Source organism: Geovibrio sp. ADMFC3, assembly GCF_054687035.1.
The window spans coordinates 1748305-1766327 of sequence record NZ_BAAFZG010000002.1 but is presented as its reverse complement, the minus strand read 5'-3'; the positions used below and the strand labels follow the sequence as shown (position 1 = coordinate 1766327).

The 18023-nt window shown below is 46.1% G+C and carries 18 protein-coding genes; 2 read left to right on the top strand and 16 right to left on the bottom strand.

Going from position 1 to position 18023, the window contains the following annotated elements; all coding sequences use genetic code 11:
• Positions 1–77 precede the first annotated feature (77 nt).
• The 10 genes from dnaB to hisB all read right to left on the bottom strand — a co-directional run bounded on the left by dnaB (position 78) and on the right by hisB (position 8227).
• Positions 78–1421: a replicative DNA helicase gene (dnaB, locus tag ACYRYY_RS08790; RefSeq protein ID WP_460215230.1), complete on the bottom strand. Its 1344-nt coding sequence runs from the start codon at positions 1419–1421 to the stop codon at positions 78–80.
• On the bottom strand, positions 1411–1854 hold the full coding sequence (rplI, locus tag ACYRYY_RS08785) for a 50S ribosomal protein L9 (protein ID WP_460215229.1): 444 nt from the start codon (positions 1852–1854) through the stop codon (positions 1411–1413). Before rplI ends, dnaB begins: the two co-directional genes overlap by 11 nt.
• Positions 1835–2347 carry a regulatory protein RecX gene (locus tag ACYRYY_RS08780; RefSeq protein WP_460215228.1) on the bottom strand — a complete coding sequence of 171 codons (513 nt, stop codon included), beginning with the start codon at positions 2345–2347 and terminating at the stop codon, positions 1835–1837. The genes rplI and ACYRYY_RS08780 overlap by 20 nt, the downstream gene beginning before the upstream one ends.
• The gene (locus ACYRYY_RS08775; RefSeq protein WP_460215227.1) at positions 2292–3428 is read right to left on the bottom strand and encodes a type IV pilus twitching motility protein PilT; all 1137 of its coding nucleotides are present in this window, start codon (positions 3426–3428) and stop codon (positions 2292–2294) included. Before ACYRYY_RS08775 ends, ACYRYY_RS08780 begins: the two co-directional genes overlap by 56 nt.
• 104 nt (positions 3429–3532) lie before the next feature.
• Positions 3533–4546: a recombinase RecA gene (gene recA, locus ACYRYY_RS08770; RefSeq protein WP_460215226.1), complete on the bottom strand. Its 1014-nt coding sequence runs from the start codon at positions 4544–4546 to the stop codon at positions 3533–3535.
• Positions 4547–4572: 26 nt separating this feature from the next.
• Positions 4573–5799 carry a CinA family nicotinamide mononucleotide deamidase-related protein gene (locus ACYRYY_RS08765; RefSeq protein ID WP_460215225.1) on the bottom strand — a complete coding sequence of 409 codons (1227 nt, stop codon included), beginning with the start codon at positions 5797–5799 and terminating at the stop codon, positions 4573–4575.
• On the bottom strand, positions 5784–6245 hold the full coding sequence (locus ACYRYY_RS08760; RefSeq protein WP_460215224.1) for a phosphatidylglycerophosphatase A family protein: 462 nt from the start codon (positions 6243–6245) through the stop codon (positions 5784–5786). Before ACYRYY_RS08760 ends, ACYRYY_RS08765 begins: the two co-directional genes overlap by 16 nt.
• A 44-nt stretch (positions 6246–6289) precedes the next feature.
• Complete coding sequence (gene hisA / locus ACYRYY_RS08755; RefSeq protein ID WP_460215223.1) at positions 6290–7018, bottom strand: 1-(5-phosphoribosyl)-5-[(5-phosphoribosylamino)methylideneamino]imidazole-4-carboxamide isomerase; 729 nt, start codon at positions 7016–7018, stop codon at positions 6290–6292.
• A complete protein-coding gene (gene hisH, locus ACYRYY_RS08750) occupies positions 7012–7641 on the bottom strand; it encodes an imidazole glycerol phosphate synthase subunit HisH (protein ID WP_460215222.1) in 630 nt (209 codons plus the stop codon). Before hisH ends, hisA begins: the two co-directional genes overlap by 7 nt.
• A complete protein-coding gene (hisB, locus tag ACYRYY_RS08745; protein ID WP_460215221.1) occupies positions 7634–8227 on the bottom strand; it encodes an imidazoleglycerol-phosphate dehydratase HisB in 594 nt (197 codons plus the stop codon). Before hisB ends, hisH begins: the two co-directional genes overlap by 8 nt.
• A 200-nt stretch (positions 8228–8427) precedes the next feature.
• On the opposite strand from hisB, the gene ACYRYY_RS08740 reads away from it, so the two are divergent.
• Positions 8428–9318 carry a phosphate-starvation-inducible PsiE family protein gene (locus tag ACYRYY_RS08740; RefSeq protein ID WP_460215220.1) on the top strand — a complete coding sequence of 297 codons (891 nt, stop codon included), beginning with the start codon at positions 8428–8430 and terminating at the stop codon, positions 9316–9318.
• Positions 9319–9333: 15 nt separating this feature from the next.
• Entirely contained in the window at positions 9334–11937 is a 2604-nt protein-coding gene (gene secA / locus ACYRYY_RS08735; RefSeq protein WP_460215219.1) for a preprotein translocase subunit SecA, read from the top strand.
• Between the two features lie 64 nt (positions 11938–12001).
• Here secA and ACYRYY_RS08730 read toward each other — a convergent pair whose 3' ends face one another.
• The 6 genes from ACYRYY_RS08730 to ACYRYY_RS08705 all read right to left on the bottom strand — a co-directional run bounded on the left by ACYRYY_RS08730 (position 12002) and on the right by ACYRYY_RS08705 (position 17969).
• A complete protein-coding gene (locus ACYRYY_RS08730; protein ID WP_460215218.1) occupies positions 12002–12301 on the bottom strand; it encodes an AzlD domain-containing protein in 300 nt (99 codons plus the stop codon).
• Complete coding sequence (locus ACYRYY_RS08725; protein ID WP_460216475.1) at positions 12288–12947, bottom strand: AzlC family ABC transporter permease; 660 nt, start codon at positions 12945–12947, stop codon at positions 12288–12290. Before ACYRYY_RS08725 ends, ACYRYY_RS08730 begins: the two co-directional genes overlap by 14 nt.
• 120 nt (positions 12948–13067) lie before the next feature.
• Entirely contained in the window at positions 13068–13454 is a 387-nt protein-coding gene (locus ACYRYY_RS08720; RefSeq protein WP_460215217.1) for a hypothetical protein, read from the bottom strand.
• 24 nt (positions 13455–13478) lie between these two features.
• Positions 13479–14783, bottom strand: a complete 1305-nt coding sequence (locus tag ACYRYY_RS08715; protein WP_460215216.1) for a GGDEF domain-containing response regulator — start codon at positions 14781–14783, stop codon at positions 13479–13481.
• Between the two features lie 54 nt (positions 14784–14837).
• Positions 14838–17084 (bottom strand): PAS domain S-box protein, encoded by a 2247-nt coding sequence (locus ACYRYY_RS08710; protein ID WP_460215215.1) that lies wholly within the window; start codon positions 17082–17084, stop codon positions 14838–14840.
• Between the two features lie 108 nt (positions 17085–17192).
• Entirely contained in the window at positions 17193–17969 is a 777-nt protein-coding gene (locus ACYRYY_RS08705) for an IclR family transcriptional regulator (protein WP_460215214.1), read from the bottom strand.
• Between the last annotated feature and the right edge of the window lie 54 nt (positions 17970–18023).

Genomic DNA, 18023 nt, shown 5'->3' with positions numbered 1-18023 from the left:
AGATCCCCTGATTTCAAGGGGTTTGAGATCAAATCCTGTACACAATGTACAACAGATCCGAAAAAATGTATGATTTTTTATACATATCCCTGAACTATATCTCTGAACTTCATGTACTCACCGATAAATTCAAGGCTTACAGTTCCGGTTGAACCGTTTCTGTGTTTTGCTATTATCACTTCGGTTATGCCTGTTTTCTTTTCCTTGTTGTAAAAGTCATCTCTGTAAAGAAATACAATGATATCCGCATCCTGCTCTATTGCTCCTGATTCACGAAGGTCGGAGATAAGCGGGCGTTTGTCTATCCTGCTTTCCACTCCCCTGTTAAGCTGTGAAAGGGCAATAATCGGAATATCCATCTCCTTGGCAAGCGCTTTAAGCGATCTGGAAATATCAGCAATCTGCTGTTCCCTGCTTTCTGTTTTGTTTGAACCCATAAGCTGAAGGTAGTCGATTATAACAAGGTCAAGCCCGTTTTCTCTTTTCAGTCTGCGGCACTTGGCACGGAGTTCCATTGCAGTGATCGCCGGAGTATCATCCAGATAAAGCCCAAGCTCGCTCAGCTCACCCGCAGCCGCAGTAAGCCTTGACCATTCCTCAAAGCTGAACTTACCGGAACGGAGTTTGTTTGAGTTTACCCCCGCCTCGCCTGAAAGAAGACGCTGAACAAGCTGCTGCGCTGACATTTCCAATGAAAAGAATGCAACATTGAACTTCTCTTTTCCTTCTCTGACTGACTTGGAACTGTTGAGCGCAACGTTAAGGGTGAAAGCTGTCTTACCCATACCCGGACGCCCGGCTATGATTATGAGATCCGAACGCTGAAAACCGTTTGTCATCTGATCCAGATCCATGAATCCTGAAGGAATACCTGTGGTATCCTCCTTACGGTGATAAAGCTTTTCAAGCACCTCAAAGGTGCGGTGCATATGCTCGCCTATGGGCAGAACATCTGCCTTAAGCTTCTGCTCCGCAAGGGAGAATATCTTCTTCTCCGCCGCCTCCACAACCTCAGCCACATCATCTGTGCGGGTGTAGCAGTCCTCCGTCATCTCAACGGCTACGCCTATAAGCTGGCGCAGGGTGGACTTATCTTTAACTATGTTCCCGTAATATTCCGCATTGGCGGAGTTGGGTATGATCTCCACAAGGGACGAGATGTATTCCACCCCGCCGGCTCGGGGAAGCTCGTTTCTGTCATTGGCGTAATTTGCCAGAGATATGATGTCAACAGGCTTTCCGCTTTCATGGAGTTTATAGATTACAGAGTATAGATACTGATGGATCGGGGAATAGAAATCCCCCGCCGTAAGCATGTGCAGAACTTTGTCCGCCGCTTTGTCATCTATCAGCAGAGAGGCAAGAACCGCCTGCTCCGCATCAAGACTGTGCGGCGGAACACGCTTTATCTCATTCGCCATGAACCTCAACCTTTATCTCGGATTTAATGTCCATGTATATGTTTACCTTAACAGTGTGTATGCCTGTATCCTTGATGGGGTCATGGAGGTCTATATCACGCTTATCAACCTCAAGACCTTCCGCCTTGAGAGCTTCGGCTATATCTGCTGATGTTATTGCGCCGTAAAGCTTACCTGTTTCTCCGGCTTTTTTGCTCATTTTTATGCCGACCTTTTTCAGCCTGTCCGCAAGCGCTCTGGCTTCGTCCTTTCTCTTCTGTTCCTTTGCGGCTTCGTTTGCTTTCTGCTGTTCAAGCTTATTAAGGTTAGCCTCTGTAGCTTCCACAGCAATATTCTGTTTAAAGAGGAAGTTCTTAGCGTAGCCGTCCTTTGCTTCTTTTATGTCGCCTTTCTTCGCAACACCCTTGACGTCTTTAAGAAATATCACTTTCATTCATCAACCTCTCTAAATATTTTTCAGCTTCATATATGTCAAAACCACGCCCCAGCATGTATCTCATACACTTGGAACGGACAGATATTTTATCCTCATCACCCGTTTTTGCAAGATACTTTTTCAGGACATTTCCCATAAGGTCTTCCATGTCTATATCCCGCTTTTCCGCCACGGACAGAACATAGCCTCTGTTTACATCCACGCCTTTTTCACGGAGTTTCCTTATAACAGCATAGACCCCGAAACCGGACAGAAGTTTGGAAACAACAAAATTTTCGGCATAACGCAGATCATCGATATAGCCCAGTTCTTTCAGGCGGTTAAGGGTTTCATCAGCCTCCTCACGGCTGAATCTTGAAATAAGCTTCTCCCGCATGGTGTACTCGGAATAGTCACGCATGGAAAGAATTCTGAAGGCGTAATCAAGGGGAGATCTATTCCTCTTCTTCTTTATTGAGCATTCCTCCGAGCTTCCACTCGTTTTCCTCATTATCGCTGGATGATGATATACCCCGCATTTTGAGTGCGAAGTCATCCGGCTTTTTCGCCCACTTCATAGCCTCTTCAAAGGTGACATTCCCCGAACGTACATGGTCAATGAGTGACTGGTCAAAGCTCTGTGAGCCGTAGACAGAACGCCCCTGCTCTATGAAGTCGGTTATCTGGCGGGTTTTCATTTTATCCACAATACATTCCCTGATTGTGGCATTTGACACCATTACCTCAATGGCGGCGACACGACCTGTGCCGTCCGATGTGGGAACAAGCCTCTGGGAGATTACCGCTTTTATTATGCCCGCAAGCTGTATTCTTATCTGTTCCTGCTGATGGGGCGGGAACACAGAAATTATTCGGTTTATGGTCTCAGGCGCATCAAGGGTGTGCAGAGTGGACATAACAAGGTGTCCTGTTTCTGCTGCGTGCATGGCAGTTTCTATGGTTTCCAGATCACGCATTTCACCCACGAGGATAACATCGGGATCCTGACGGAGAGCCCTTTTCAGAGCTTCGGAGAATGAGTTGGTATCCGCTCCTACCTCTCTTTGAGCTATGATGCTGTTTTTATCAACGTGCATAAACTCTATGGGGTCTTCCACAGTGATTACATTCACGTATTTATGGGTATTGATATAATCGATCATCGCAGCCAGCGTGGTAGATTTACCGCTGCCGGTGATACCCGTAACAAGCACAAGACCTCTGTTCTCCAGAGAAATTGTCTTAATAACTTCAGGCAGATGGAGTTTTTCAATGTCGGGAATTTCTATGGGTATTGCCCTGAAAACCATGCTGATTACGCCCCTCTGAAGAAACGCATTCACCCTGAAACGCCCCACCTTCGGTACGGCATAGGCAAAGTCTGCCTCTTTTCCTTCTTTAAAGCGGTTCTTGGCACTTTGAGGCATTACGTCAGTGGCTATTTTCAGTGTGTCTTCCGCAGTGAGTTTCGGAAGTCCCTGAATGGATTCAAGCTTTCCGTGCAGTCTCACTGTGGGCGGTCTGCCGACTTTAAGGTGGAGGTCTGACGCTCCCATCGCAACAGTTCTCTGGAGAATAGTATTAATATCCACGGTTGACCTCCATTTGATAACAAAAAAACCTACATCCTGTAGTTTTTTTGTACACGCTCACGGGCAGATAAACTGCCCTTAGTGCGGAAAGTGTTATCTGAATTTTACCCTTCTTCTTTTTCAGGAGCAACGGCGATTCCGTAATGTGTTCTGACCTTGGAGTCTATCTCCTTAGCCATTTCAGCGTTGGCAGTCAGGAACGCTCTTGCATTCTCCTTACCCTGTCCCAGCTTAGTGTCTCCGTAGCTGAACCATGCGCCTGCCTTGTTGATTATATCAAGCTTGGCACCGAGATCGATCAGCACGCCGATTCTCGAAACGCCTTCACCGTAGAGTATATCAAACTCCGCAACCTTGAATGGGGGAGCAACTTTGTTTTTAACGATTTTTGCACTGCCCTGATTGCCGACCTGCTCGTCCTTTTCCTTCAATGCAGTGCTTTTCTTAATCTCCATACGGATTGAAGCGTAGAATTTAAGAGCATTACCGCCTGTAGTTGTTTCAGGGTTGCCGTAAACAACGCCGATTTTGGAGCGTGTCTGGTTGATGAATATAAGTGATGTCTTTGACTTGTTAACTATACCTGCAAGCTTTCTGAGAGCCTGACTCATAAGCCTTGCCTGAAGACCCATGTGCGAATCGCCCATTTCGCCTTCTATCTCTGCTCTGGGAGTAAGTGCCGCAACTGAATCCACAACGATTATATCGATTGCGCCGGAACGAACCAAAGTCTCGCATATCTCAAGTGCCGCCTCGCCGCTGTCAGGCTGGCTGACAATAAGGTTGTCAGTGTCAACGCCAATCGCTTTGGCATACACAGGGTCAAGGGCATGTTCAGCATCTATAAACGCTGCTATGCCGCCCGCTTTCTGCGCTTCTGCTATTGTGTGCAGGGCTATTGTGGTTTTACCTGATGATTCGCTTCCGTATATCTCGATGATTCTTCCTCTGGGGATACCACCGACTCCGAGCGCTATATCTATGGAAAGAACGCCTGTGGAGATAACCGGAAGTTTCTCCACCGCACGGTCGCCGAGGCGCATGACCGCACCCTTGCCGAAATCTTTCTCTATCTTGCCCATGGCAAGGTCTAAGGCTTTCCTTTTCTCTGCATCCATTATTTACTCCTTATATAATCTGAAATTTATTTCAATAAGTCTATCAGCCATGCGAAGGCTGTTTTCACTGTGCGCTCCCTGACGGCAGGTCTGTCACCGTTAAAACCGTAGCCTTTGACTTCGGTTTTTCCGTTTACATTCACCGCTATGAACACTGTGCCCACTGGTTTTTCGTCAGTGCCTCCGTCGGGTCCGGCTATGCCTGTTACTGCGGCTGCGCAGTCCGTTCCGAGGAGCTTTTTTGCCCCTTCTGCCATCGCAGCAGCACATTCGGCACTCACAGCGCCGTGAGATTCTATGACATCAGCGGGAACGCCTAAGACATTCGTTTTCACATCATTGGAATACGACACAACCGACCCGCTGAAAACAGCGGAGCTTCCTGACACGGATGTGATCTCCGCACCCATCATTCCCCCTGTGCAGCTTTCAGCAAAGCCGATGCTGTATCCTTTTTCCTTAAGCATACGTACAAGGCGCACAGGGAATGTTTCATCGCCGTAGCCTATGAAGTTATTCTCGAATGGTTTTCTGACTGCTTCTGCGAATCTGTGTACCGCAGCCTCATCAAAACCCCGCACTTTAACGAGAATGTCACCTTTGCCGACATTAATTATGCACTCTATGCCTTCGGGTATGCCAAACTCACGGATCACGTCATCCACTTCGGATTCCGGCTTGCCGGCTATGCGCAGATCCCTGATGAAACGTTCTCTCAGCGGGAAAAGCTCATGCAGCCAAGGCAGCACCTGTTCCTCAAACATTGGTTTCATCTCAAAAGGGATGCCCGGCATTGATATTATTCTTGAATTGCCGCATGGAACTGAAAAGCCGAAAGCTGTGCCCATCCGGTTAAAGAATGTTTTGCATCCGTCCGGCAGTTTAGCCTGATGGTAATGGTTTTCCTTTAACTGTATGCCGAATTTGAGGAGCCGTTTTCTGATATGCTCAAGCTGTTCCTCGTTCAGAGTGTAATCTCTGCCGGAAACACGGCTTACCACCTCAGCGGTGAGATCATCAAATGTCGGTCCCAGACCTCCGGTTGTTATGATAAGGTCATATTTTTCAGCAGCTTCAACAAAAAGCTCCGCCATCCTGTCCATATTGTCAGGTATAAGGCGGGTGTCTTCAACGTTTATACCATGCTTTACAAGGTGGGAGCCTATCCATGCGGAGTTTGTATCAACTATGCTCCCCTCAAGGAGTTCGCTCCCTATGGCAAATACCGCTGCCGTAACTACATTGCCAGCCACAAGAGCCCCTTGAGTACAAGCAGTGCGCCTATGGAGTACACTGCCGCTCCGAGATCATCCAGCATAACGCCAATTCCGCCGCCGAACTCCTCAAGCCTTTTTATGGGGTAAGGTTTCACAATATCAAATACGCGAAACAGCAGAAACGCCCAGAAAAGGTTATTCAGCGAGTTTTGGAAAAACAGCATGATAAAATAATAAGCGGCTATCTCATCTATAACAACCTCAGGAGCGTCCTGCTCCCCTGTTGTTCTTTCATGATATTCGGATGCGAGAATACCCACTCCGAAAAGCAGAATACAGAAGATGATCTGAGCCGTAAGAGAGAACCAGCCTGTTAAGATAACAAGACCGACACCCGCAAGTGTGCCCGCCGTACCGGGGGCATAGGGGCTTTTGCCCGAATAGAAACCTGTTGCCAGAAAATAGAGAATGTTGTGGATCATACCCTTAATTTACTCCGTAAACCAATCAGGACATGCCTGAGTAATTACCCCGCAGTGATGATGGCGGCGGCTTCTTTTAAATCTATTGTCCCTTCATAAAAGGCTTTCCCTGCTATTGTGCCTTTTATGTTCGGGTGGTTAAGCTCACAAAGAGCCTTAACATCACTTATATCCTTCAGCCCGCCGGAGGCTATCACGCCCCATGGGCTCTTGTCCGCAAGGGCTGCTGTGGCTTCAATATTCAGCCCCTGAAGCATTCCGTCACGGCTGATGTCAGTATATATAACGCTTTCGATGCTGTAGCCTGCATAGGTTTTCAGCACATCTTCAGCCTTAGTTTCGCTGGTTTCATACCAGCCTTCTGTGGCGACATACCCATCCTTGGCGTCTACTCCAAGTATAATCCTGTCCGGATAAGTTTCGGCAGCTTTTTTCACAAATTCCGGATCTTTTATCACAACAGTTCCGAGTATGGCGTATTTCACGCCGATGTCAAAATAAGCTTTAATCCTGTCCATATTGCGGATTCCGCCGCCGACCTCTATCTCCATATCCGCTTCACGTATGATGCGTTTTATGGTGTCAAAGTTGGTCATCTCCCCTTTTTTGGCTCCGTCCAGATCCACAATGTGAAGCCTGTTTATACCCAGCTCACGGAACTGAACAGCCGCCTCCGCAGGGTCGTTAAAATATATTTTATAATCGTCCATATCGCCCTGACGAAGCCTTACAGCCTTGCCGCCAAGAAGATCTATAGCCGGAATTATCAGCATTTCCACTCCCCGAAGTTTTTCAGCAGCTTAAGACCTGTGGTCTGTGATTTTTCAGGGTGAAACTGCGTGGCAAATACATTATCTCTCGCAGCAGCGGCGGTGAAGTTCACTCCGTATTCGCACTCTGCGGCAACAACTGCCCTGTCTTCCGACTGCACATAATACGAATGCACAAAGTAAACCATGTCACCGTCATTTATCCCTTTCAGTACAGGGTGATCCTTCTGCGTTATATTAAGGCTGTTCCAGCCCATATGGGGAATTTTCATCCCTTTTTTAACTATTTCATCGGGAAACTTTTTTACTGAGCCCCTGAATACTCCGAGTCCCTCATGCTCACCGAACTCAAAGCTCTTTTCAAAAAGCATCTGCATGCCCACGCATATGCCGAAAAACGGTTTTCCGGAGCTTATAACATCAAGCACTGTTTCTTTAAGCTCTGCCTTTTCAAGTCCGCTGACACAGTCTCCGAATGCTCCCACACCGGGGAGAACGACTTTGTGTGCTGATTTTATAACAGAGGCATCGGATGTAACCACAGCATCGTAACCGAGGCTTTCAAATGCCTTCTGTACACTGCGGAGATTCCCTGCCTCGTAATCTATAACTGCTATCTTACTCACTCAGCGTTCCCTTAGTGGACATTATCCTGTCTGACTCTATGACAACCGCATCTTTTATTGATCTCGCAACCGCTTTAAAGATTCCTTCAATGATATGGTGGGTATTACGCCCGAATCTTTTTATGATGTGCAGGTTCACCGCTGATCTGTCGGCAAATGCCTTGAAAAACTCTTCCACAAGCTCCGTCTCAAAGTTCCCCACACGCACAGCCTGAATATCCGCCGCATAGTTCAGGTATGTTCTTCCGCTGAAGTCTATGGCGCATTCTATAAGGGTTTCATCCATAGGCAGGAGAAAGAAGCCGTAGCGTCTGATCCCTCTTTTGTCTCCCAGAGCCTTCTTAAAAGCGTCTCCGAGGCAGATCCCGATGTCCTCAACTGTGTGGTGATCATCCACAATAGTGTCGCCCTTGGCTATGATCTCAATGTCAAAACCGCCGTGACGGGCGAAAAGCTCAAGCATATGGTTAAGAAACCCTACACCTGTGGTGATTTTCCCCTCTCCCGAACCGTCTATGTTCAGTTTGAGGTAAATATCTGTTTCGTTAGTTTTTCTTGTAATTTCCGCGGTGCGGCTGCGGTTCATTTTCGGTAAACCTCCCTAGGCATCCCCAACCTCTCTTTAAATAATGGCAGGGGTATGTTATAAGAGTGTCATAAGTAGTGCGGACAGTCTGTTTTCCCTTTATTTTTAACGGATTTTATCATACATTACCGAAAAATAAATAACTATTTTCCTTTATCGGAAAAGCTGCCACTGTCCGTTTTTCCCCTGCGGAGCCGCAAATGAAATACTTTAAAAATCTCCAAAAAAGCTACGAAGTTACAGAAGATGACCTGCGCAATATTGCCTCTCTGAAAGACATAATGGAAAATCACAAGGAAGATTTCATAAGGGATGTTTTTGAAAATTTTTCCAAAAAGTTCCGAATGCCCGACAATATATACCCTGTTGTGCTTGCCAAGCATAGGGAGTTCCTTGCCACATGGTATGACAGATTTTTTGAAGCAAAGATTAACAACGCATACCTCGCCTACCTTGAAAAATTCGGTAATCTTCAGATAAAGTATGAAATAGATTATGAATGGATAAACTCCATGATGAGTTTCATACGCCTCTGGATGCACGAAAAGATTTTTCAGAGTCTGGATGATGACATACACAGAAAAAATATTCTGTTAAGCGTTCATAAGCTTATGGATATTAATTTTGACGCCATAAACTATGCTTTCTGCGAAAACAAAATCAAAGAATATACATCTATATTCAGTGTAAGGAACTTTATAGTCTCCGTTTCTGAGAAGTTCTCATTTCTCATGCACACCTTTATGGTGGGTATGCTGATTCTGATGACTGTCGCTGCGGCTGTCCTGTTCGGAATCGAGATAATGCACCTTCTGGAAGAAAATGCTGACAAAATAATTATAACCGCCCTCGGCTCGCTCCTTATAATCTGGGTTCTTGTGGAGCTTCTCCACACTGAGGTTCAGATGCTGAAAGGGGGTAAGTTTAAGATAAGTATCTTCATCGGCGTGGCGCTCATTGCATTCATCCGTGACTTGCTTATCATCACGCTGAAACACGAAACATCAAACCCGATGATATACGGCTTTGTTCTGCTGTCCATTGCGGTGCTTGGTGTGATATACTGGCTGATTGTAAAAACGGAAAAATAAAGGAAGGTCTAAAGGATGATTAAAGAACTGGCTAAAAAACTGTTCGGCGACTTCAACCAGAGATACCTTAAAAAAGTGGGCGCTGTTGTCGATAAAATAAACTCCCTTGAAAGCGTCTTTGAGAAAAAATCCATGGATGAACTCAAAGCATGTACTGCTGAATTCCGCAGACGGCTTGAAAACGGAGAAAGCATTGATGAACTCCTCCCCGAAGCATTTGCCGCAGTAAGGGAAGTTGGCAAACGCAGAATGAATATGAGGCATTTTGATGCCCAGCTCATAGGCGGATACGCCCTGCATAAAGGAAAAATTGCAGAGATGAAAACAGGTGAAGGTAAAACCCTTGTGGCGACCCTCCCCTTGTACCTTAACGCCCTTGAAGGAAAAGGGGCGCACCTTGTTACTGTAAACGACTACCTCGCCCGAAGAGACGCCCAGTGGATGAGCCCTGTTTACCTCACGCTGGGTCTGACTGTGGGCATTATCCAGCACGAGGCATCATGGCTTATTGAGTGGGATAATGAAGAGGAACTGACCACTAAAATTATGCCCTGCACAAGAAGAGAAGCATACGCAGCGGACATAACCTACGGAACAAACAACGAGTTCGGATTTGACTACCTGCGTGACAACATGAAGCTCTCCGTGAATGATATGGCACAGAGAAAGCTTCACTACGCCATAGTAGATGAGGTTGACAGTATCCTTATTGACGAGGCGAGGACACCTCTTATCATAAGCGGTCCTACCGATCTCTCCACCACTGTTTACTACAAGATAGACGAAGTTATCCGCCAGCTTAAACCGGAAACAGACTACAAAGTCGATGAAAAACGCCGTGATGTTCAGCTCCTTGACGCAGGCATAAACACCATAGAAAGAGTTCTCGGTCTGGAGAACCTTTTTGATATGGCAAACGTGGACACACTTCATTATGTAAATAACTCACTGAAAGCCCATGCTGTTTTTAAACGTGACAAGGATTACGTTGTGGAAAACGGCAAGGTAATTATAGTTGATGAATTCACAGGAAGGCTAATGCCCGGCAGAAGATATTCCGACGGACAGCATCAGGCTATAGAGGCAAAGGAACAGGTTGTAATCGAAAACGAAAACCAGACCCTCGCCTCCATCACATTCCAGAACTACTTCCGCATGTATGAAAAACTTGCGGGGATGACAGGTACTGCGGCAACAGAAGCAGGCGAGTTTATGCAGATTTACAACCTTGGTGTAGTCAGCATACCCACTCACCGTAAAATGGTCCGTAATGACAGAGCAGATGTTATCTACAAGACTGCCCGTGAGAAATACGAAGCGATCGTTATGGAAATAGAAGAAATGAACAAACAGGGACGTCCTGTTCTTGTGGGAACATCATCAATCGAAAAATCTGAACTTGTAAGCAAAATGCTTGAGAAGAAAAAGATTAAGCACGAAGTCCTCAACGCCAAACACCACGAACGTGAGGCACAGATTGTCTCCCTTGCTGGTCAGAAATGTGCAGTAACAATAGCCACAAACATGGCGGGACGAGGAACCGACATCAAACTCGGTGAAGGTGTTCTTGAAATCGGCGGTCTGCATATTCTGGGCACTGAGCGTAATGAGTCCAGAAGGATTGACAACCAGCTCAGAGGCCGTGCCGGACGTCAGGGCGATGCAGGTTCATCAAGATTTTTCCTCAGCCTTGAAGATGACCTTATGCGAATCTTCGGCTCTGAAAAAATATCCTACATAATGAACAAGCTGGGAATGAAAGACGGGGAACCCATTGAACATAACATAATCTCCAAGGCAATTGAAAACGCACAGAAAAAAGTTGAAGCGATGAACTTTGAAGTGCGTAAATACCTGCTGGATTACGATAACGTAATGAACCAGCAGAGAACAATTGTCTACGGACTCCGCAACAGCATTCTTAACAAGGAGCAGGTTGAGGAAGTTGCAAGAGAAACCATAAACAATACGCTCAACGGGCTTTATGACGAATACGTTACATCGCTGGAGAGACCCGATCTCGAAGGCTTTAACAACGCACTGAAAGAAACTTTTGCCATTGACGATACACCGACTGATGTAAAGAAGCCGGAGGATTTCCTCAACAGCGCTGCACAGAAAATAAAAGAAAAGTTTGAAGCAAAGAAACAGGAATTCGGCGAACACTACAGAGGGCTTTTCAGCTACCTTATGATAAGCATGCTGGACGATAAGTGGAAGGAACACCTCCTCAGCATGGATCATCTCCGTGACAGCGTACGGCTCAGAGGATACGGACAGAAAGACCCGCTCAACGAATACAAACGTGAGGCATTCAACCTCTTCGCAGCCCTCATGGACAGGGTTTACTACAATACCTGCCGCATACTCTTTAATGTAAAAATGAGTCAGAAGCAGGAAGACGTGGATCTTGAAAAAAAGGAGCAGGAAAGACAGAAAACAGTTAAAATCTCAGAAGAACGCAGAGATATTCTCTCTGCTGCTCCAAAAGAAGAGAAGACTAAACCTGTCAGGCGTGCAGTACCTAAAGTGGGAAGAAATGATGACTGCCCCTGCGGAAGCGGCAAAAAGTATAAGAAATGCTGCGGTCAGAACGAACCGGACAGCGAAGACGTTTAAGATAGCTCTAATATATTTGCACTTAAAAGGTCCTTCATGAGAAGGGCCTTTTTTTTATTCACTTTTAGATAATCAGAAGCAGGATATAAACCGCCGCAACACCGGAGGCAAACACCGCAATCAGACTTCTGCCCATGAGCCCCATAACAGCGGAGACAATTATTCCTCCGGCTGCCGCAGCAGGCGGATTCACTGAAAACAACGCTCCGGGGAATATCAGCGCCCCCAATGAAGCATAAGGAATAAACCTCAGAAATCTGTTAAGCCACGGAGCAAGCCGCATATTTTTAAGAAAAACCATCGGCAGCATTCTCGGAATATATGTCACCAGCGCCATGAGAATAATAATATTAAGCTTGCTCATTTTCATCCCCATGAAGAACTGCCGCTATGAACGACCCCACCACGGTGGCGCTTACAATCATCCACCCTGAACCCATTTTAAAGAACGGCTGGAAGTACAGTGCGCCGCTAACTGCCATTGAGCATAGTGCCGCCGTAACAGCAGGTTTGGCTCTTTTCATCTCCGGCACAAGGAGACCTATGAAAAGAGCATACAGACCGAAGGTCAGGCTCTGCTTCAAAGTATCACCAAGTATTGAACCAGCCATCACTCCTGCGACAGTTCCTGCTGCCCAGGCCGTGTATGCAGTAAAATTGAGTCCGTAAAGATATGACGGTGCAAGTTTTTCATCCCTGCTCATGCTGGCTACAGCGAACGTTTCGTCTGTTACGCCGAAGGCTGCAAGGGCAGACTGGGACTTGGTGGTATTATCCGGCAGTCTCCGTGATAATGATGAAGTCATGAGAAAATGGCGGAAATTGAGAACAAATGTGGTAAGCACTATCTCCCAGCCGCCGACCCCCATCCCGAACATACCGGCACCTACAAACTGTGCCGCTCCGGCGAAAACTATCAGGGACATAAGAACCGCAAGCCATCCGTCCAGCCCTGCTGAAACAGCGGTAAGACCAAACGAGACGGCAACGGGGAAGTACCCCGCCGCTATTGGCAGCGCATATTTAAAACCTTTGGAAAACTGATTCGGATTCAGAGGATCACCTTTGATATAATAATGTGTAAGAAACTATTATATAAAATGTTTCATGTGAAACAACAGAAATTTCAGTTAAAAGAACTCCACACCGCCTGCATTTTCGTGGGCTCTTCCCTTTTCTGCGAGCCATGCTTCTGTTGAAAAATGCTCCACATGAAACGCAGCCACAAAGTACGCCTCTCCGCCGCATACAGCACCGGCTTCACCAATAACTGCCACATTGACAGCCAGTGATGTCGGGTAATCCTGCCTGTTTTCCTGAAGCTTGTGTTCTATTAATTTCGCCAGATGCCCGCACAGTTCATCAAGCTGACAGGCATCCGCCGAACGGAAAACAACTCTTCCGTCCGGTATTTTAGTACCTTTAAAGTTTGATGAATTAAGCATGGACAGGGTGCTGACATCAAGATACTCCTCCGGCAGAGCAGGAGAGATAACTGCATGGCGGTATGTTTTCATCTAATCACCGGAAGCACCTTCTTCTTAAAAAAAGGTGACTTTCTCAACTCTGTTGCGCCCTCTGCTTTTTGCCATGTAAAGCGCATCATCAGCCGTTTTTATAAGAAGATCCTTTGACTGGAGCAGAACGTACTCCGTTACACCAAAGCTGCATGTAACCCTGCCCACATGTGAAAACTGCTGGCGCTCTATCTTGCCTCTTATTTTATCAGCAAGCTGACAGCCGCCGTTTATATCCGTCTCAGGAGCAAGGATTATGAATTCCTCACCGCCATAGCGGGCATAGGTGTCAACCACACGGACATTTTGATGCACAAGCTGGGCTATCTCTTTTATTATGCTGTCTCCAACCTGCCTTCCGTAGCGCTCGTTGATTTCGCTGAAACCGTCAATATCAAAAAGGATAATACTCAAAGGACGGGTGTATCTCTGCACTCTGTAAAGCTCACGGTCAAGCTCTTCCAGAAACTTCTGTCTGTTTACTATACCTGTCAGTGGGTCTACCATCGCAGGGGTTTCACCTATCACGACAGAGTTTTCAAGTGTGGATATATCAACCATTGATACAAATATAGAGTTTTCTTCCTCAACATTGTTGATACGAACCAGAAAGTTTTTTGCTTCGCTTTTCAGCTTACCTGCCCCCTGCATTTTGAAGACAGCTTCATCAAGTTTTCCCGCAACAGCTTTCTGAAGCCAGCTTTTGAGATCAGCACCGCAATACCCGCTGCCGTCTTTCAGGATATTAACCCTCTCCAGCACTGACGCTTCCTTGCCAAGTTCTGCCATATCGTCATAGCCGATATAACGGAGGAAGGATCTGTTCATATAATGAATCTGTTCGAGGTCGGTAATCAGGTAAAATTCAGATGAGTTTTCCATAACAAGCCTGAGCAGCCTGTCCTTTTTTGCTTTTTCCTTTTGCTGTATGATGTTCAGGGCAACTTCGCTTAAAAGGCTTCTGAGTTTTTTGATATCCACAGGTTTTTTAATGTATTTCATTGCGCCTATATCTATGGAACCAACAAGATACTTCTCATCATCATAACCGGTTGTTATGATTATAGGTACATCTGCGTTCTCTTTCCTGATCTCTTCCGCCATTTCAAGACCGTTCATCAGCGGCATCTGTATGTCGGTGATTATTATATCCGGGCTTTCCGACTTAAATATCTCAAGCCCTTCTATACCGTCTGAGGCACTGTAGACTGAGCCGAAATTTTTACTGAGAAAACCAGAAAGCTTGTCTCTGGCGTCAGACTCGTCCTCAACACAAAGAATCGTGATTTCCTTCATTGCTTCAGGGAAATCTTCCGTCCACTTGTTCATTTCAACCTTCATTCATCCATAATAATATTTATTAATGTTATACACAGGGTAATTTTACCCCTTCCTGCCTGCTTTTTCATTTACTGATTCTGCTATCATCTTCAGCAGAGCGTGTGCGAAGACAGGTTTTTTTAAAATAATCTTACCTGTAATGTCTATACCCTTTGCCTTGAGTGACTCATCATCATATCCCGTCATATAGATTATCGGCAGATTTTTGTATTTCTCAAGAAGGGCTTCCTCCGCCATCATACTCCCGGAATCTGAAAGTACCATATCTATAACAGCCAGTGATACTTCTCCCAAGTGTTCAAGTTTGTTATGAAGAGAAGGAAAACCGTCAAATGAGGCTGCCCTGTAACCGAATTCCCCAAGCATTGTTTCAATGCCTTCTCTCACGCCCGGGTCATCATCCACAACGACTACGCAGCCGTCCAGTTTTACCAGACTGTCTGATGTTGCAGCAGCACATGATATTTCATCTATATCTACAAGAGGAAATTCCAGTGTAAAAACTGTGCCATGACCCAAAACGCTGTCACAGGCTATTTTTCCCCCATGAGAGTCCATGAGGTCCTTTACTATGGCAAGCCCAAGCCCTGTCCCCTTTCCTTCGCTTTTAGTGGTAAAAAACGGCTTGAAAATATTAGCCAGAACATCAGCCGGCATCCCTGTGCCTGTATCCCCTATACGAATTATCACGCTCTTTCCTGAGGGGCTTTTTGAGGTTGATACGGTTAACAGCCCGCCATCAGGCATGGCATCCTTTGCATTGTTTGCAAGGTTAAGAAGGATCTGCTCAATCTGTGATTCAACGGCTTTTATCCTCACCCCGTCGCATCCGGTTTCCAGATCTATTACTACATCCTCCGGAAAAACCAGCGAAATTATATCCGAAACTTTTCTTACAATGCGGTCGATCTCTATGATTCTGAATTCCTGCTCTCTCTTTCTGCTGTATCCCAGAAGACCCTGTGTGAGTGACCTGCCCGATTCAGCAAGCTCCACCAGCTTATCCGCAAGGTAGCTTAGATCTTTTCTGTCTTTTAGCTTGCGGCTTATCACACTGGCAAACCCGCCCACTGCGGTAAGCACATTGTTAAAGTCATGGGCTATGCCGCCGGCAAGTTCGCCCAGTGTCTCCATCTTCTGAGCGTGTATGAGCTGCATTTTCATCTCATTAGCTATGGTGGCGTCTTCATCAAAGAAAGCAAGATTTGTTATCTCGCCTTTTGAGTTTCTTATGGGCGAAACAAATGATATAACCTCCACATGCCCGCCCCCTTTTGTGTTGCTCTTTGTGCGCCCTGCCCACCTCCTTCCGGAGAGGACCGTTGACCATATGCGGTCATATTCAGCGCTGTCTTCAATAACATTCTTAATGACTTTTATATTGCTGCCTATGATGTCTTTTCCGCTGAAGCCCGTCTGCTTCTCAAGCTTCGGGTTGGCGTAGGTGACTGTTCCGTCCCTCTCTGTTACAAATATACCGGACGTGCTGTACTCAACCACCTGCATCATACGCATAGCGTTTTCATGGGTTCGTATCTTTTCGCTTAAATCCTCAAGGCGGGCATAAAACATACTTTCGTTTTTTCTGTAAACAAGCTGCACGGTTGCTTCGCTCTGGTGAACTTCACCGTCTTTCGAGACAAGCTCAGTGAACAAAACTATTTTGTCCTGCTCTCCTTCGGCAACGCCTGCAAGCCTTTCACGCAGTATTTCAGCACTGATATTGCGGACAAGATCAACCGGCGTCATGCTCCGCAGCTCGCCGAAGCTGTACCCTGTTTTTTCTATAACAGCACGGTTTACATATCTGAACTTAAGGCTTTTTTCATCCATAAGAAAGATCAGATCCCTGCTTTCCTCTATTATATCAATGAGCAGTTCTTTTTCATAATCATCGCCGCTCTCCTTAACTCCTTTCTTTCTGGCCAGAGTATTGCGCACTGATTCGATAAGCCCTGCTATATCATCTTTGGTGCGGAAGTCGCTCGCACCACGGCGGATGCACTCCACAGCGCCCCGCACATCAGAATATGCAGAGAACACAAATACCGGAACATTCCGTCCGGATGCGTTTATTATATCAAGTATTTCAAAGACATCTGTTTTGCTGAGATATTCCTCGGACACCACTAAATCCCAGTGGCGCCCGGTGAGAAGTTCGTGAAATTCATCTGTTGTTGTGGCAAGGGCATGGATCTCTATTGTGAAATGTTTTTTAAGTGCTTCGAGAACTTTGTTTTTTTCTACTCCGGAATCTTCAACAAAAAGTACGCTGATAGAAGACAACATAACCACACCGCAAGTAGGGATTACCATATACTGCGAGGAAAACCGACGCAGAATAACCAGCGGCTGTTAGTTTTCGGCGAAGTCCTTCTGAAAAGGATTCTGCTCTTCTCAGCCTCTGTAACCGAATTTTACTGAAAGAGCTTTCGCTGCCTCCAGAACTATAGGAGCAACTTCTTCATCAACCCGCTCCATAGTCATTCTCTCAACAGGCGCACTTACACTTATTCCGGCGATGACATTCCCCATGAAGTCTCTCACCGGAGCGCCGACACACCTTACACCAAGCTCGTATTCCTCATCATCCAGCGAATAGCCTCTCTCCTTGATCAGTTTAAGGTCAGCCCTGAGAGCTTCCATTGAGCCGATTGTGTTCTTTGTGAAGGTCTGCATATCACCGGAGTAAAGTTTTTCGATGTCCCTCATATCATAATAAGCAAGCTGCGCCTTTCCTGTGGCTGTGGCATATGCCGGACCAACATTGCCGATGCGGGGAAGAACTCTAACTGCATGGTCTGTCTCAATAACGTTGAGATATACCACATTGCCGTCTCTCATCACACTGATATAAGCGGATTCTCCTGTCTGCTGTTTGAGCTGCTGGAGAACCTGAATGGAGATTTCAATGATGTTCAGCTTGTTTATGTAAGCCTGAGATATCTGGAAGGTCTTTACACCAAGTCTGAAATTACCGGTATAACGGTTATACTCAACGTAACCGAACATCTCCAGCGTGGCGAGAAGCTTATTAACATTGCTTCTGGTAAGATTGAGCTTGGTTACCACATCACTTATGCTTAGTTCGTGTTCACCGTCGCCGAGCAGCTCAAGAATATCTATGGCGTTGTTGACCGCCTGTACGGCATATTCCGACTTATCTCTTTTCATTTTAATCTCCGATAATAAATTAAAACCAAACGTCGTTACGAAAAGCGGCAACTA

Bases quoted from the DNA above. Each gene is read 5' to 3' on its own strand.
- dnaB (WP_460215230.1), bottom strand. From the start codon at position 1,421: ATGGCGAATGAGATAAAGCGTGTTCCGCCGCACAGTCTTGATGCGGAG.
- rplI (WP_460215229.1), bottom strand. From the start codon at position 1,854: ATGAAAGTGATATTTCTTAAAGACGTCAAGGGTGTTGCGAAGAAAGGC.
- ACYRYY_RS08780 (WP_460215228.1), bottom strand. From the start codon at position 2,347: ATGAGGAAAACGAGTGGAAGCTCGGAGGAATGCTCAATAAAGAAGAAG.
- recA (WP_460215226.1), bottom strand. From the start codon at position 4,546: ATGGATGCAGAGAAAAGGAAAGCCTTAGACCTTGCCATGGGCAAGATA.
- ACYRYY_RS08760 (WP_460215224.1), bottom strand. From the start codon at position 6,245: ATGATCCACAACATTCTCTATTTTCTGGCAACAGGTTTCTATTCGGGC.
- hisA (WP_460215223.1), bottom strand. From the start codon at position 7,018: ATGCTGATAATTCCGGCTATAGATCTTCTTGGCGGCAAGGCTGTAAGG.
- hisB (WP_460215221.1), bottom strand. From the start codon at position 8,227: ATGAACCGCAGCCGCACCGCGGAAATTACAAGAAAAACTAACGAAACA.
- ACYRYY_RS08740 (WP_460215220.1), top strand. From the start codon at position 8,428: ATGAAATACTTTAAAAATCTCCAAAAAAGCTACGAAGTTACAGAAGAT.
- secA (WP_460215219.1), top strand. From the start codon at position 9,334: ATGATTAAAGAACTGGCTAAAAAACTGTTCGGCGACTTCAACCAGAGA.
- ACYRYY_RS08730 (WP_460215218.1), bottom strand. From the start codon at position 12,301: ATGAGCAAGCTTAATATTATTATTCTCATGGCGCTGGTGACATATATT.
- ACYRYY_RS08720 (WP_460215217.1), bottom strand. From the start codon at position 13,454: ATGAAAACATACCGCCATGCAGTTATCTCTCCTGCTCTGCCGGAGGAG.
- ACYRYY_RS08715 (WP_460215216.1), bottom strand. From the start codon at position 14,783: ATGAACAAGTGGACGGAAGATTTCCCTGAAGCAATGAAGGAAATCACG.
- ACYRYY_RS08710 (WP_460215215.1), bottom strand. From the start codon at position 17,084: ATGTTGTCTTCTATCAGCGTACTTTTTGTTGAAGATTCCGGAGTAGAA.
- ACYRYY_RS08705 (WP_460215214.1), bottom strand. From the start codon at position 17,969: ATGAAAAGAGATAAGTCGGAATATGCCGTACAGGCGGTCAACAACGCC.